The organism is Sunxiuqinia sp. (assembly GCF_055140945.1).
The window spans coordinates 106,192-119,399 of sequence record NZ_JBSQYS010000005.1 but is presented as its reverse complement, the minus strand read 5'-3'; the positions used below and the strand labels follow the sequence as shown (position 1 = coordinate 119,399).

15 protein-coding genes are annotated in these 13,208 nt (G+C 39.5%); 4 read left to right on the top strand and 11 right to left on the bottom strand.

The window, feature by feature from the left end; all coding sequences use genetic code 11:
- Positions 1 to 3: 3 nt before the first annotated feature.
- The 9 genes from ACTB00_RS03500 to ACTB00_RS03460 form a co-directional block, all read right to left on the bottom strand.
- Positions 4 to 501, bottom strand: a complete 498-nt coding sequence (locus ACTB00_RS03500; RefSeq protein WP_463298560.1) for a hypothetical protein — start codon at positions 499 to 501, stop codon at positions 4 to 6.
- A gap of 27 nt (positions 502 to 528) precedes the next feature.
- Positions 529 to 780, bottom strand: a complete 252-nt coding sequence (locus ACTB00_RS03495; protein ID WP_463298559.1) for a DUF7218 family protein — start codon at positions 778 to 780, stop codon at positions 529 to 531.
- Between the two features lie 84 nt (positions 781 to 864).
- Positions 865 to 1,410, bottom strand: a complete 546-nt coding sequence (locus ACTB00_RS03490; RefSeq protein ID WP_463298558.1) for a type 1 glutamine amidotransferase domain-containing protein — start codon at positions 1,408 to 1,410, stop codon at positions 865 to 867.
- 11 nt (positions 1,411 to 1,421) lie between these two features.
- The gene (locus ACTB00_RS03485) at positions 1,422 to 1,613 is read right to left on the bottom strand and encodes a CsbD family protein (RefSeq protein WP_463298557.1); all 192 of its coding nucleotides are present in this window, start codon (positions 1,611 to 1,613) and stop codon (positions 1,422 to 1,424) included.
- A gap of 82 nt (positions 1,614 to 1,695) precedes the next feature.
- Complete coding sequence (locus tag ACTB00_RS03480) at positions 1,696 to 2,013, bottom strand: hypothetical protein (RefSeq protein WP_463298556.1); 318 nt, start codon at positions 2,011 to 2,013, stop codon at positions 1,696 to 1,698.
- 33 nt (positions 2,014 to 2,046) lie between these two features.
- Positions 2,047 to 2,670 (bottom strand): nitroreductase family protein, encoded by a 624-nt coding sequence (locus tag ACTB00_RS03475; protein ID WP_463298555.1) that lies wholly within the window; start codon positions 2,668 to 2,670, stop codon positions 2,047 to 2,049.
- Positions 2,671 to 2,888: 218 nt separating this feature from the next.
- Positions 2,889 to 3,353: a hypothetical protein gene (locus ACTB00_RS03470; RefSeq protein WP_463298554.1), complete on the bottom strand. Its 465-nt coding sequence runs from the start codon at positions 3,351 to 3,353 to the stop codon at positions 2,889 to 2,891.
- A 21-nt stretch (positions 3,354 to 3,374) separates the two neighbouring features.
- Positions 3,375 to 3,836 (bottom strand): hypothetical protein, encoded by a 462-nt coding sequence (locus ACTB00_RS03465; RefSeq protein WP_463298553.1) that lies wholly within the window; start codon positions 3,834 to 3,836, stop codon positions 3,375 to 3,377.
- A gap of 58 nt (positions 3,837 to 3,894) precedes the next feature.
- Positions 3,895 to 4,440: an RNA polymerase sigma factor gene (locus ACTB00_RS03460; RefSeq protein ID WP_463298552.1), complete on the bottom strand. Its 546-nt coding sequence runs from the start codon at positions 4,438 to 4,440 to the stop codon at positions 3,895 to 3,897.
- A 225-nt stretch (positions 4,441 to 4,665) separates the two neighbouring features.
- On the opposite strand from ACTB00_RS03460, the gene ychF reads away from it, so the two are divergent.
- From ychF to ACTB00_RS03440, 4 genes are all read left to right on the top strand, one after another.
- On the top strand, positions 4,666 to 5,766 hold the full coding sequence (gene ychF, locus ACTB00_RS03455) for a redox-regulated ATPase YchF (RefSeq protein ID WP_463298551.1): 1,101 nt from the start codon (positions 4,666 to 4,668) through the stop codon (positions 5,764 to 5,766).
- A 369-nt stretch (positions 5,767 to 6,135) separates the two neighbouring features.
- A complete protein-coding gene (gene asnB, locus ACTB00_RS03450; RefSeq protein WP_463298550.1) occupies positions 6,136 to 7,812 on the top strand; it encodes an asparagine synthase B in 1,677 nt (558 codons plus the stop codon).
- Positions 7,813 to 8,026: 214 nt separating this feature from the next.
- A complete protein-coding gene (locus tag ACTB00_RS03445) occupies positions 8,027 to 8,218 on the top strand; it encodes a ferredoxin (protein ID WP_159522703.1) in 192 nt (63 codons plus the stop codon).
- 513 nt (positions 8,219 to 8,731) lie between these two features.
- Positions 8,732 to 9,649, top strand: coding sequence for a DMT family transporter (locus ACTB00_RS03440; protein ID WP_463298549.1), 918 nt, complete (start codon positions 8,732 to 8,734; stop codon positions 9,647 to 9,649).
- Positions 9,650 to 9,655: 6 nt separating this feature from the next.
- Here the strand turns inward: ACTB00_RS03440 and ACTB00_RS03435 are convergent, their stop codons facing one another.
- Complete coding sequence (locus tag ACTB00_RS03435) at positions 9,656 to 11,440, bottom strand: ABC transporter ATP-binding protein (RefSeq protein ID WP_463298548.1); 1,785 nt, start codon at positions 11,438 to 11,440, stop codon at positions 9,656 to 9,658.
- An 18-nt stretch (positions 11,441 to 11,458) separates the two neighbouring features.
- Positions 11,459 to 13,204 carry an ABC transporter ATP-binding protein gene (locus ACTB00_RS03430; RefSeq protein ID WP_463298547.1) on the bottom strand — a complete coding sequence of 582 codons (1,746 nt, stop codon included), beginning with the start codon at positions 13,202 to 13,204 and terminating at the stop codon, positions 11,459 to 11,461.
- Between the last annotated feature and the right edge of the window lie 4 nt (positions 13,205 to 13,208).

The following is a 13,208-nucleotide window of genomic DNA, read 5'->3' as shown; positions in this document are numbered from 1 at the left end:
CTTTCAGATGTTTTTACGCAGAGTAGTTGTACCGTAAGTGCCGTTTTCTTCCTCATCGTATTTGTTGCCAATTCTCAAGAATAGTTTATCCATCAGCATAATAGCCAGCGCTGCTACTTTTTCTTTTGACCAATCGGCCTGTTTTAAATCGCGATTTATTCGTCGGCGGATGATTGGAAGTAATTTGGCGAAGTCAATTAGTTTGTCATACTTTTTCGTACCGATGTATTTTTTCCATCGCGGATGATAAATATATTGTTTGCGACCTTTTTCATCGCGTCCTGTAGCCTGGATATGTCCATTCGGATCTCTCGAAATCCAAACTTTCTCCCACATGGGGGGGAAAGTTAGTTTTTCGATCCGTTTTAATGTTCGTTTACCTTTTAGTGTTCTTCCTCTTTCGTTTTTGTAAATAAAACCTTGACCCATTTTTATTCGGTGGTATCCTGGCATTTCGTCGGTTACATAAACAAGCGAGGAGGGAAGTTGCTCTGCTTTCATTCTTTAAAAAATGAATACGTTGAATTGTCAGCTATTTCGCAGCGCGTTGATTAACTCTTTTTTCGACATACTACCTCTTCCGTCAATACCAACTTGCTTTGCTTTTTCATACAGATTTTCTTTAGTCCATTTTTCATATTTTTTGCTTGACCCTCCTTTTTTACCTGAATCAGGTGAATTCGCAATTCGTGCTGCTTTTTGCTTACTAGCGCCTTTCTCAATCAGTGCTTCGTACTGATCTTCATTCTTAATTCGAGATGATCCTTTTTTATTAGGCATGATATCTATTTTAGAAGTTAGAAAAGATCGAAACCATGCTACTGCCTTTGGTTTCGATCTTTCATTATTGTTATTGATAGAATATTAGTGATTACCTTCAGCGATTTCTTCAATCATTTTTGAGCTAAAAGCTTCAAGATCCGAAGGGTTACGGGAAGTGACCAGCCCCTTGTCAACAACAACCTCTTGGTCAATCCAATTAGCTCCTGCATTTTGCAGGTCTTTTTTGATTGAAAAGAAGGATGTCATTGTTCGTCCTTTAACTGCATCAGCTTCAATTAGCATTTGAGGCCCATGACAGATAGCTGCAACCGGTTTCCCGGTTTCCATAAAATCACGAACAAAGCTGACCGCTTTTTCATCACGCCTGAGTTTGTCGGGATTAATTACCCCACCCGGAAGCATCAGCGCGTCATAGTCTGCAACTTCAGCTTCCGAAATGTCAACATCAACGTCGATCTTACGGCTCCATTCTCCATGTCTCCACGCAGTAATTTTGCCTGATTCCGGCGAAATAAGCCGAACATCAGCACCGCTTTTTTCAAGAGCATCTTTTGGCCCAAACAACTCCGATTCCTCGAACCCGTTAGTCGCTAATATTGCTACTTTTTTTCCTGTTAATGTTCCCATGTTGTTTTGTATTAAATGCTGTCAATGAAATCTTTGACTTCTTGCTTACTTTTTCCTGTTTTTTTCTGAATCTGACCGATCAATTCATCTTCCTGACCTTCGCTATATACTAAGTCATCGTCAGTTAATTCTCCGTATTTCTGCTTAAGTTTACCTTTAACGGTATTCCAATTTCCTTTAATTTTGTCTGTTGTTGCGCTCATAATATTAAATTTTAAGATTATTAATTATACAAAGCAAGGTAGGTTCCTTGCCGATGATTGTTGCTTTTAGTCTGGTTTTGTTTCAATCAAATTGCTTTTGCTCAGCATTATTCATGAAGTTTGAAACGATTTCAGAACCATCGACACCGTAGGAGTCGACAACTGTTCCTTTTGCTCCCGATTTTGTTTCAACGGCATAAACAATGCTCATGTCGGCCGGATTGGTATTTCCTTCAAATCGATGGAATTCATGTAGTATTACTTCGGAAGCCTGATAATGCTTATCAGAATGTTCTTCAAGTTGACCTGATTTGTTGACTGAGAAATTATGCGTAAAACCGCGTTTTTTCAATGCTTCAATTGCTCCCACCAGTGTGTCGTATTGATTGTTGTAACTCATGATTAAGATTTTAAAAATTACTTTTTTACTTTGCTAAGCTTTTCTGTAGGGAACTTCCCATCCTTGGTACAAAAACTCATCAAGCTCTTTTCTGTCCGACTTTTTCGTTTCTTGTTTTCTGAGGTCCTCGGGAAGTTGATCGGGATCAGTTGGCTTTCCAATGACAAACATGGTGATCGGCTCAAATTCATCAGGAAGATCAAAATGATCGACCACTTTTTGTGGAGTGAACCCGGCCATTTGGTGTGCAAATAGTCCCATGCTGGTTGCTCGCAAAGTAGCAGCTGCCATAAAAGCACCCGAATCGTAAAAGCGATGTCGATTTATCTTGTCCTTTTTGGTGAAGTGTTTTCTTGCTACTACTACTCCGAGACAAGGTGCTGTTCGAACCCAGTTTTGGTTAAACTCGCCCAAACAATCAAATAATTTTGAGTAATGAGGATCATCTTTAAACGCAAATATGATACGCCAAGGCTGCTCATTGAAACTGGACATGATTGTCTTTCCAGCTTCAAAAATCTGCTGAATTGATTCGATCGGGATTTTTTCATCACTGAAACTCCGGGGACTCCAGCGCTTTTGAATTAGTTTTAAAAAGTGTTCTTCTTCAGGGCTAATATTTTGAGTATTCTTATTTTCACCTTGTAAATTGTCCATTGCATTGTTTTTTTATGAATTTTCTCTAAGGATGTTGAAAAAATCCTGCCAATATGGACTGATATTTGGCTTTGTTGGTGTTAATGTGTTGGTATATAGACTTATAGTATGTGTGGGGGGACGTGGATTAAAAGGTATCAGTGGAAAGTAGAGTGTGGATATGTAGATGTTATTCCCCGATTTCGCAGACATAAAAAAAGCCGCTGTTGCGGCTCATTTTAATTGTTATTATCTCGTTTTTTCTTTCGGAATTCCTGAAGCATGTGTGATCGAAAGTCATTTTCGACATCGTAAAAACTGACCACTTTTTTAGCAGGTAAAACATCGAAGAATTTATGACTGTATTCTTTCATTAAATCGGCTTCTTGTTGAAACAAGCTAACAAAATCATTCGAAATGGCTTTTAATTCAGAATCAGACAACCCATCCGTATTTTCTAATGTTTCATGTTCCATTTTACGGCGCTCCATATGAATTTTGAAACGTTTCTCTTCAAATTCATTATATACAGGCCAAAACTTTTGTGCTTCCTTCGGGGTTAATTCCAGCTTGGACGTCAGGAAAGCTACTTTTTCTGATCTGATTTTTTCCATCCAGTCATCATCCAGTTTCATCCTGTTTTGAGCGAAAGCAAAACTCATTGTTGAAAGGATCAGTAATGTCAATAAAAAAAATTTCTTCATTTTATTTTAGTTTAATTTTTTTTATTTTAATTCGGCATAAATCTCGGCCTCATTCATCGAAAGTGTCAAATAATCCAACATTTCGTCCGAACTAATTTCTTCTTCCGTCGCAATTTCATCATTGGCAAATAGATCATAAACAGAGTTTGAAGTGATCGAAAAGTAAGAAAACAGAAGATCTTCTTCAGATGCGATTTCCGAATTTATTTCGGAGTTTTCTGTGCTTTTTGCCAGATAGTCGGGCAAATAAACACTTAGTGGATAATAGACCAACAGAAAAACAAGTGCAAAACTTGCAGCCATCCCCAGCAATGGTTTAAGCATTCGAATTACTTTTCCTTTTTGCGATACAGGTTGAAATTCTTCTTCAATCCGGGATTCAATTCGATCGTCTAAGGTGTCAAAATAGCCTTCGGGAACCTTAAAAGGTGGTTTCGAAGGTTTATTTTGTAATTCGTCCCATATGTCAGTATTCTTTCTCATCACTCACTTTGACTTTTTATATTTAGAAAAGTTTAATCATTACGCTAAAAATGCCATGTTATTCTTCTGATTTAAAGTATTCTTCAATTTTCTTAACCGCATGATGATACGAAGCCTTAAGTGCTCCTTCTGACGTTTCAAGAATTTTCTCCATGTCCTGATACTTAATATCATCAAAGTAACGCATATTGAAAACCAAACGCTGTTTGTCTGGCAGCTGTGCTATTGCTTTCTGCAACCGATACTGAATTTCATCACCATCAATATATGGATCAGTCTGTAGATTTTCCAGAATATAGTCGTTGGACTCTTCATTGCCGACAAAGGTTTTCTTCTTTTTCTGGTTTAAAAAAGTTAGAGATTCATTCGTCGCAATTCGGTACAGCCAGGTAAACAATCCGGATTCCTCTCTGAAATTGTCGATGTTGCGCCACACCTTAATAAAAGTATTCTGCAAAACATCGTCAGTATCATCATGACTAATTACGATTTTGCGAATGTGCCAGTACAACCGTTCTTTATAGGTCGATACTAAAGATCGAAAAGCTGCTTGTTTTGTCTTTTCTTGTTTTAGCTCGAGAATGAGTTGCTGGTCGCTTTTCATGAAATTATCCGAAAGGGTTTAGTCGATAGATCAATTAATCTTGCAATGGTTTAATCTCCTTAACGATTTTTAACGTTGCGTTTAGGCACTTCAATCAGCCTGTTATTAATAGTAATTTGTTGCGATTTTTTGTTTTGTTAATTTATTATTCTCAGAATAGAATCGGTGTTCAAAAATAGTCAAAAAGGATTAACTTTGCCCCTCAATTTTTAAGAAGAGAATAGAATGGCTTTAAAGTGTGGAATTGTAGGACTTCCAAATGTTGGTAAGTCAACCTTGTTTAATTGTTTATCGAATGCAAAGGCTCAGTCGGCAAACTTTCCGTTTTGCACCATTGAACCGAATGTTGGAGTAATTACTGTCCCCGATGATCGTTTGATTAAACTGGAAGAATTGGTAAATCCCGAGCGGGTAGTGCCTACAACAGTGGAGATTGTTGATATTGCCGGATTGGTTCGTGGAGCCAGCAAAGGCGAAGGACTGGGAAATAAATTTCTGGGAAACATTCGGGAGACTGACGCAATTATTCATGTATTGCGTTGCTTCGAGAATGAAAATATCACACATGTTGATACCACCATTGATCCGGTTCGTGATAAGGAAACAATTGATATTGAGCTTCAGCTGAAAGACCTGGAAACTGTTGAAAGTCGTTTGGCAAAGGTTGAAAAACAAGCCCGCACCGGAAACGATCCTGATGCCAAAAGGTTGTTTAAAGTTCTTTCCTTGTATAAAGAGGCTTTGAATCAGGGAAAGTCTGCCCGCACGGTTGAGCTGGATGAAAATGATTTAAAAATTGCAAAGGATCTTCAGCTATTGACTAACAAGCCCATTCTTTATATCTGTAATATTGATGAGGCTTCGGTAACCACTGGAAATGCCTATGTTGAGGCAGTGAAAGAAGCGATTAAGGATGAAAATGCTGAGATGTTGATGATTGCAGCAGCGACAGAAGCTGACATTGCAGAGTTAGAAGATTTTGAAGAGCGGAAAATGTTTTTAGATGATCTTGGCCTTGCAGAATCGGGTGTTAATAAATTAATTAAGACGGCCTATAAGTTGCTGGAGTTGGAAACTTATTTTACCGCTGGAGTGAAAGAAGTGCGGGCCTGGACTTATAAAAAAGGCTTTAAAGCCCCTCAGGCTGCCGGAGTTATTCATACTGATTTCGAAAAAGGTTTTATTCGTGCCGAGGTTATAAAATACAACGACTTTACAACGCTCGGATCAGAGCAAGCGTGTAAAGAAGCCGGGAAGATGTCCGTAGAAGGGAAAGAATATGTGGTTCAGGATGGAGATGTTATGCATTTCAGGTTTAATGTTTAATGTACATTTCAACCCTAAATATAGAAAGCAGCTTGAAAAAGCTGCTTTTTTTGTTGCAGTTGTAAAAATTACGGGTATTCGCGAAGTTCCTATAAAAGGTTGTCTTTTTCAATGAAGGGTGTCGAAAAGTGGGGGTGTTTTTCTAAAAAGATTTCTTTCTCGAATAGGAGTTGCCTCTTTTTAGGGGTGGTGTGGTTTTTAATCTATTTCAAATAGAAATCAAAGCGTTGGTTTTTATCACTGTATGATAATATAACTTCAGTATTTGTAGAAAAATGTCAGAATATGTTTTTGTGTTTAATCAAAAAGCTTATTTTTGTCAGGTTGTTTAAAGGTATTATAAGAAATTAGATTTAAAATTTTGGCATTATGTGTGGAATAGTAGGTGTATTTGATTTGAAGACAGATGCCCAGCAATTGCGGCCTCAGGTTTTAGAACAATCAAAAAAAATTAGACATCGCGGGCCAGACTGGTCTGGGATTTATTGTGGCGACAAAGCAATCATTGCTCACGAACGATTATCAATTGTTGACCCTGAATCGGGAGGTCAGCCATTATATAGTAAAGATAAAAAGCTGATTTTAGGAGTTAATGGTGAAATCTACAATCATCAGGAAATTCGTGAACAAACCAAAGATAAATATGAATACCAAACAGGGTCGGACTGCGAAGTAATTTTGGCGCTCTATCAGGAAAAAGGAATTGATTTTCTGGACGACTTAAGCGGAATCTTTGCATTTGCCCTTTATGATGTTGAAAATGATACTTACCTGATCGGTCGCGACCATATTGGCATTATTCCATTGTACATGGGATGGGACAAAAGCGGAAACTTCTACGTTGGATCCGAGTTAAAATCATTGGAAGGTGTTTGCACCAAGATTGAGGAATTTCCTCCTGCCAGCTATTTATATAGTAAAGATGGCGAAGTTAAAACATGGTGGACCCGCGATTGGATGGATTACGAAAATGTAAAAGATAATGAAGCCAGTATCGAAGAATTGAAGGAGGCGATGGAAAAAGCAGTACATCGTCAATTGATGTCGGATGTGCCCTATGGTGTTTTGCTTTCCGGTGGCTTAGATTCTTCTGTTACTTCTGCTTTAGCTAAAAAATTCTCAGGCAAAAGGGTTGAGGCTGGGGATGAGAAAGACGCCTGGTGGCCACAGTTGCACTCCTTTGTAATTGGATTAGATGGATCTCCTGACCTGGCTGCAGCGCGTAAAGTAGCTGACCATATTGGAACAATTCATCATGAGATAAATTATACCATACAGGAAGGACTTGATGCAATTCGCGACGTAATTTACCACATTGAGACTTACGATGTAACTACAATACGGGCTGCTACTCCGATGTATATGTTGGCTCGTGTCATCAAATCCATGGGGATCAAAATGGTTCTGACCGGTGAAGGTGCTGATGAGATCTTTGGTGGTTACCTGTATTTCCATAAAGCACCAAATGCCGAAGAGTTTCACAAGGAAACACTGCGCAAACTAAGCAAACTGAATTTGTACGATTGCTTGCGTGCCAATAAGTCGTTGGCAGCTTGGGGAGTTGAAGGTCGTGTTCCATTCCTGGATAAAGAGTTTATTGACGTGGCCATGCGCATGAATCCTCAGGCAAAAATGGCTAGCAAAGAAAAGATGGAAAAATGGGTTGTTCGTAAAGCATTCGAAGATATTTTACCTGCAAGCGTTGCCTGGAGACAAAAGGAACAATTCTCAGACGGCGTTGGTTATGGATGGATTGATACGCTGAAGCAAATTGCTAAAGATAAAATCTCGGATGAGATGATGGAAAATGCTAATTTCCGTTTTACGGTAAATACACCGAGATCGAAAGAAGAGTATTTGTATCGTACCATTTTTGAGGAGCACTTCCCCTCTGATGCCGCTGCTTCATGCGTGCCATCGGTACCATCAATTGCGTGTAGTACAGCCGAAGCTTTGGCGTGGGATGAATCTTTCAAGGACAATGTTGATCCATCAGGACGCTCAATAAGTGGAGTGCATGAGCAAAGCAAAATATTTGAAAAATAAGTTTAGACCAAAACCTCTTATAAATAGGCGTTGCTGAAAAGCAATGGCACATTTTGCCAAAAATGAGCGGAAGCCAGTGTTGAAAGACACTGGCTTTTTTGTTTGAAACGCTGAAAGTTGAATTGTTTTAAAACAAATTAAAGCTTCTCTCGTTGAAAAATAAAGTACTAATTAAATAGAAAATTAAAATTAATTATAACTAAAATTTATTGTTATGGCAATTACAAAAGTTTGGATTGAAGAAGGTTGTACGTCGTGTGGATTGTGTGAAAGTTCGTGCCCCGATGTATTTGAAATGCCCGATGAGGCTATTGTTAAAGAGGGAGCTGACTATGCAGCTAACGAAGATTGCATTAAAGAAGCAGCAGAAGAGTGTCCGGTAGAAGTTATTCAGTTCGAAGAATAAAGGAAGCATTCATTCTTATTCCATAATTTTATAACCGATTTTTAAAATGTAGTAATGAGCTTGGGGTACGCTAATTCTAGATCTGAATTAAAAACCCCAACTTGTTATTTTTAGAATAAAAACGAATTGACTTATCGGGAATCATAAAATAGAAAGACCGTTGGTTAGACGGTCTTTCATTCATGAGTAACAAAAATGAAGATCTTGCTTCATATTTAATCGTGCTAATTAAAGCAATGTTTTTTAGTAATTTGTGTGTTTTGCATTGAAAAATGGCAAAAGGTAACTTTTACACCAAAAACAGGCCTCCTGAATGATTTTGCTTCAACCTTAGAAGACCTTAATCTTTTATAACTACGATGGCATATTGTTGAAAGATCGAAAGCGAGACATCCTTTTTAAAACCTGAATTTTATATGCCTGTAAGTCTGATTATTTATTTAAATTAGCCGCCTTTCGATGGGTATCTAAAAATCAGAGTTAAGGTTTAAGTATGAAGGAGATTTTGTTGTAATGCAGGCTTATTGGGGTGAAATAGCGGCTTTGCTCACCGCTGTGTTTTGGACGGTAACCAGTATGGCATTTGAGTCAGCCGGTAAAAAAGTAGGCTCTTTGGCTGTAAATCTGATCCGATTGGTTATCGCATTCTTTATTTATTCGGCCTACACACAGGTAACACGTGGAATGTGGTTTCCTTTTGATGCGAACGCCTATCAGTGGTTTTGGTTGGTTGCTTCGGGCATTGTCGGGTTTGTAATTGGCGACTTGCTGTTGTTTCAAGCCTTTGTGGTTATTGGCGCCCGTATTTCAATGCTAATGATGGCCATGACTCCGCCTTTCACCGCGTTTATCTCCTATTTTGTATTAGACGAAGTTCTTTCACTTTCGAATTGGATTGGCATGGCAATTACCTTATGTGGAATTAGCATGGTCATTTTGAAACGGGAGGCTGGTCCTTTAAATGGAGAGAAAAAAATACGAAAACGGTTAACTTCAGCGTATTCAGTCCCCGGTATTTTGTTGGCGTTGGGAGGCGCGCTTGGTCAGGCAACCGGATTAGTAATGAGCAAAAAGGGGATGGGAGATTACGATGCTTTTGCGGCTTCTCAAATTCGGGTGATGAGTGGAATTGTTGGCTTTGCGATCTTGTTGTTGGTATTGAAACGTTATCATCGGGTATGGGCGGCTTTGAAAAATATCTCAGCGATGAAACGCATTACGCTGGGTTCTTTCTTTGGGCCATTCTTAGGAGTTTCCTTTTCACTAATTGCCATTCAAAATACAAAGGCCGGAATTGCGGCAACGATTATGGCAATTGTTCCGGTTTTAATTATTCCTCCGGCCATTCTTATTTTTAAAGAGAAAGTAAACTGGAAGGAAATTATTGGTGCCGTGATTACAGTAATCGGAGTCGCCATTTTCTTCGTTTAGCTTTTACTACTCTTGTTGATTTTCTTCGGCCAGTTGATGAAGCAGTTGTGCATATTTCCCTCCGTGTTGAATTAGCTCAGTATGATTTCCCCGTTCAATAATTTTTCCGTCTTCCAGAACCAAAATCAAGTCTGAGTTTTTAATTGTACTCAGTCGGTGAGCCACGGCAATTACTGTTTTCATCGAGAAAATATTAGCTATGGCTTGTTGGATGTATTGTTCAGTAACTGAATCTACAGCACTGGTTGCTTCATCCAGGATGATTAGTTCGCTGTTGCCGCTAATTGCCCGGGCAAATGAAATAAGTTGTGCCTGACCTTTTGAAAGGTTGTCACCATTATCTTGAATGATGAAGTCATACCCTCCCGGAAGCTGGTTGACGAAGTGATTGGCAAAAACAAAAGATGCTGCTTGCTCCACATCGCTTCGACTTATGAATTTTCGACCCAAGGAAATATTAAATTCAACCGAGTTATTGAACATGAAAATATCTTGTTGCATGACCGATATTGTTTCGCGAACCTGTGCTAATGGGATGCCGGTGAGTTCGCTGCCATTAATTTTTATCGATCCGCGGTAGCCGGTGTAGGTTTTGGTTAGTAGTTTGATGATGGTCGACTTGCCCGATCCGGTTGTGCCCACCAACGCCATACGATCACCTTTCTTAAGTTTAAACGAAACATTTTTCAACACATCGGGCGAATCTTCATTGTACCGGAAAAAGACGTTTTTAAATTCAATTTCTTTTAGCTCGAGTGGCTCAATTGGTTGATTGGTTGCAACTTCTTCGGGTGCTTCAACTCTTTGTTTAAATAACTCGCTGATATGTTCCAGCGCCGACAAGGCACGTTGAATGGTGGAAATTTGCTGTGCAAACTGCCTGACCGGAATAAAAAGACGTTCCAGTGTTGTGACGAAAACAATGAGTACCCCCATTGTAAATCCATAATCCCAAATTTGGATGGCACCGTACCAAATTACCAACGCTGTCGCCAAGGAGGTAATTCCTTCAACAATTGAATAGAGTGCTGAATCGTATACGTTTGAACTGTTTTGGGCATCGCAATACTGCTTGTTCAGGTCGTTATATTTTTCGAGTACTTCATCTTCGGCAGCATAAAGCTGAATGGTTTTCATACCATTGAGTGATTCCTGTAAATAAGCTGCCGATTTGGCCAGGCTGCTGCGGGAAGTATTGTAGGCTTGGCGGATCTTTTTCCGAAGATACCGCATGACCAGAATAATCAGAGGAACGACCAGGAGTAAAACCAAGGTTAGTCTCCAATTCAGATAAAACAGGTAACTGACTAATGCCAGCGTCTTAATACTGTCGGCCAGCAGTCCCAAAATTCCGGCAGCAAACGACTCCTGAATAGATTCCATGTCGCTGGTCAGCCGCGATAAGGTTACGCCGATAGGGTTTTTGTCGAAGTAGCTCAACGGGAATCGCAACGATTTCCCAAATAACCTTTTGCGAAGGTCGACAATGGCCAATCCTCCGGCTTTGGAGAAGGAATAACTGTAAAAACCATCAAATAATAAATTGACGAGCAGTACCACTGCCAGTAAAATAATTTGCGTTGTTAGCCCATCAACATTACCTGGCACAATATAATTATCCACAATATTTTCAACCAGCCAAAGAAATAAAATACCGGCAACGGTTGTAATCGGAATTGAAGCAATGCTCAAAAAGAACCACTTTTTGTGTGGCACAAAAAATCCAGCAAACTTCCGGAGTAGTTTCCAATCGTTAGTATTCGATATCTTATTTATTGTTGCCTTAAACATTTCTTTTGCCTTCAGTTCTTAATTTTCTTGTTGCAGGGTTAAAATCTCCCGGTAAAAATCTGATGTTTGAAGTAACTCCTGGTGATTGCCTTTGGCTGCCATTCGCCCTTCTTCCAGAACAATTGTGAAGTCGGTTTTTTCGAGTACGCTTATCCGGTTCGAAATAACTAACAGGCTCTTTGCCGGATGATGATCGAAAATCTGCTTGATCAGAAATCGTTCGGTGTCCGTATCTACGGCCGAAAATACATCATCAAGAATGAGCAAATCGCAAGGAGTGTAGAGTGCGCGAGCCAGACTAATCCGTTGTTTCTGTCCGCCCGAAAGCATGATGCCTTTCTCGCCAACCAATGTTTTTTCTTGCTTGGTCAGTCGATGTAAATCATCATAAAAGGCACTTTTATAAATCACATCATCAAATTCATTCTTTACAGGCGATTTTTCTGCGCCAAAAATAATATTGCTTTCAATCGTATCGGAAAACAGGAATACCTCTTGTGTTACCGTTCGAACGACCGATCGAATATCTTCACTCCGCAAATCAGCCGTATCTTGCTTGTCCAGATAAATCATTCCTTTCTCAGGACGCAGATAACCATTGAGGCAGTTAATCAAAGTTGTTTTACCCGAACCAACTTGTCCGGTGATGCCAACAACCTGTCCCGGTTTTATCGAAAATGAAATATCTTTCAAAACGGGTTTGTCCCCGTTGTGGTAGGTGAAGCTGAGATTTTTTACCCGGATGCCTTCACTGAAAAGTTGGTCTTTTGCTTGTGCTGGCAGGGCTTTTTTATGATCGTCGGTTCCCTCGCGGTTTAAAATAGTTTGCAAGCTGCTAATACCAACAAAACCTTGCTGAAATACGGTAAGTACCCAGCCCAATCCCATAATTGGATGACTTAAAAGGGCTGCGTATGCCATATAAGCAGTCAGCTCTCCAATCGTAAATTTTCCATCGATGACATACATTCCGCCTACAAAAAGCACAACGATCTTCAGGATTTGTCCAAGGTTCACGAGCAGTGGCATAATGAATGAGCGAATCCAGCTGATTTTAAGTGTTCTTTTATACAGCGAAACACTTTCTTTGTGGACTTCTTCTTCGGCCCATGGGTAGATGTTGTAACTTTTAATGACACTGTTTCCTGATAAAAAGGAGATTGTTTTGCCCGATAACTTCTGGAGAATATTCATTTGTGCCCGGGTGTTTTTAACCATAATTGCCATCCCAACGCGAACAACGATAAAGACAACGATCATTGGAATAACGCATAGCAAGGTTAGTTCGGGCGATAGTTTCCACATTTTGTATGGCGTGAGCGAAAGGGAAAGGATGATATTCCCGATTTGCAGAATACCAAATCCGGTAATCATGCGCACGCCGTTGATGTCGTTATTGATTCGGGAGATAATATTTCCGGTTGAATTTAAATCGTAATAATCTTTTCCAAACGAGGACAGCTTTTTAAACATCTCACCTTTAAGCTGTTTTTCAATAAGGCGCGCCGGAATAAAAATAAGGATTCGCGAAAAGGTTCTCACGAGTATCAGTATTAATGCAAGTCCCACAATTATTAGTACATTTTTGTGGAATTCCGATTCGTTGCCTATGCGTCCCTTCTCAATCAGGTCGATACTTTGTTGGATGAATTCGGGAATAGTAACCGATACCCAAACTGTGAGAGTCAAGAAAAACAATCCTCCGGTGTACCACCAGCGATATTTATGTGTGTAGTTTAGTAAAAATTTCAGTTTCGAGAACATGAAT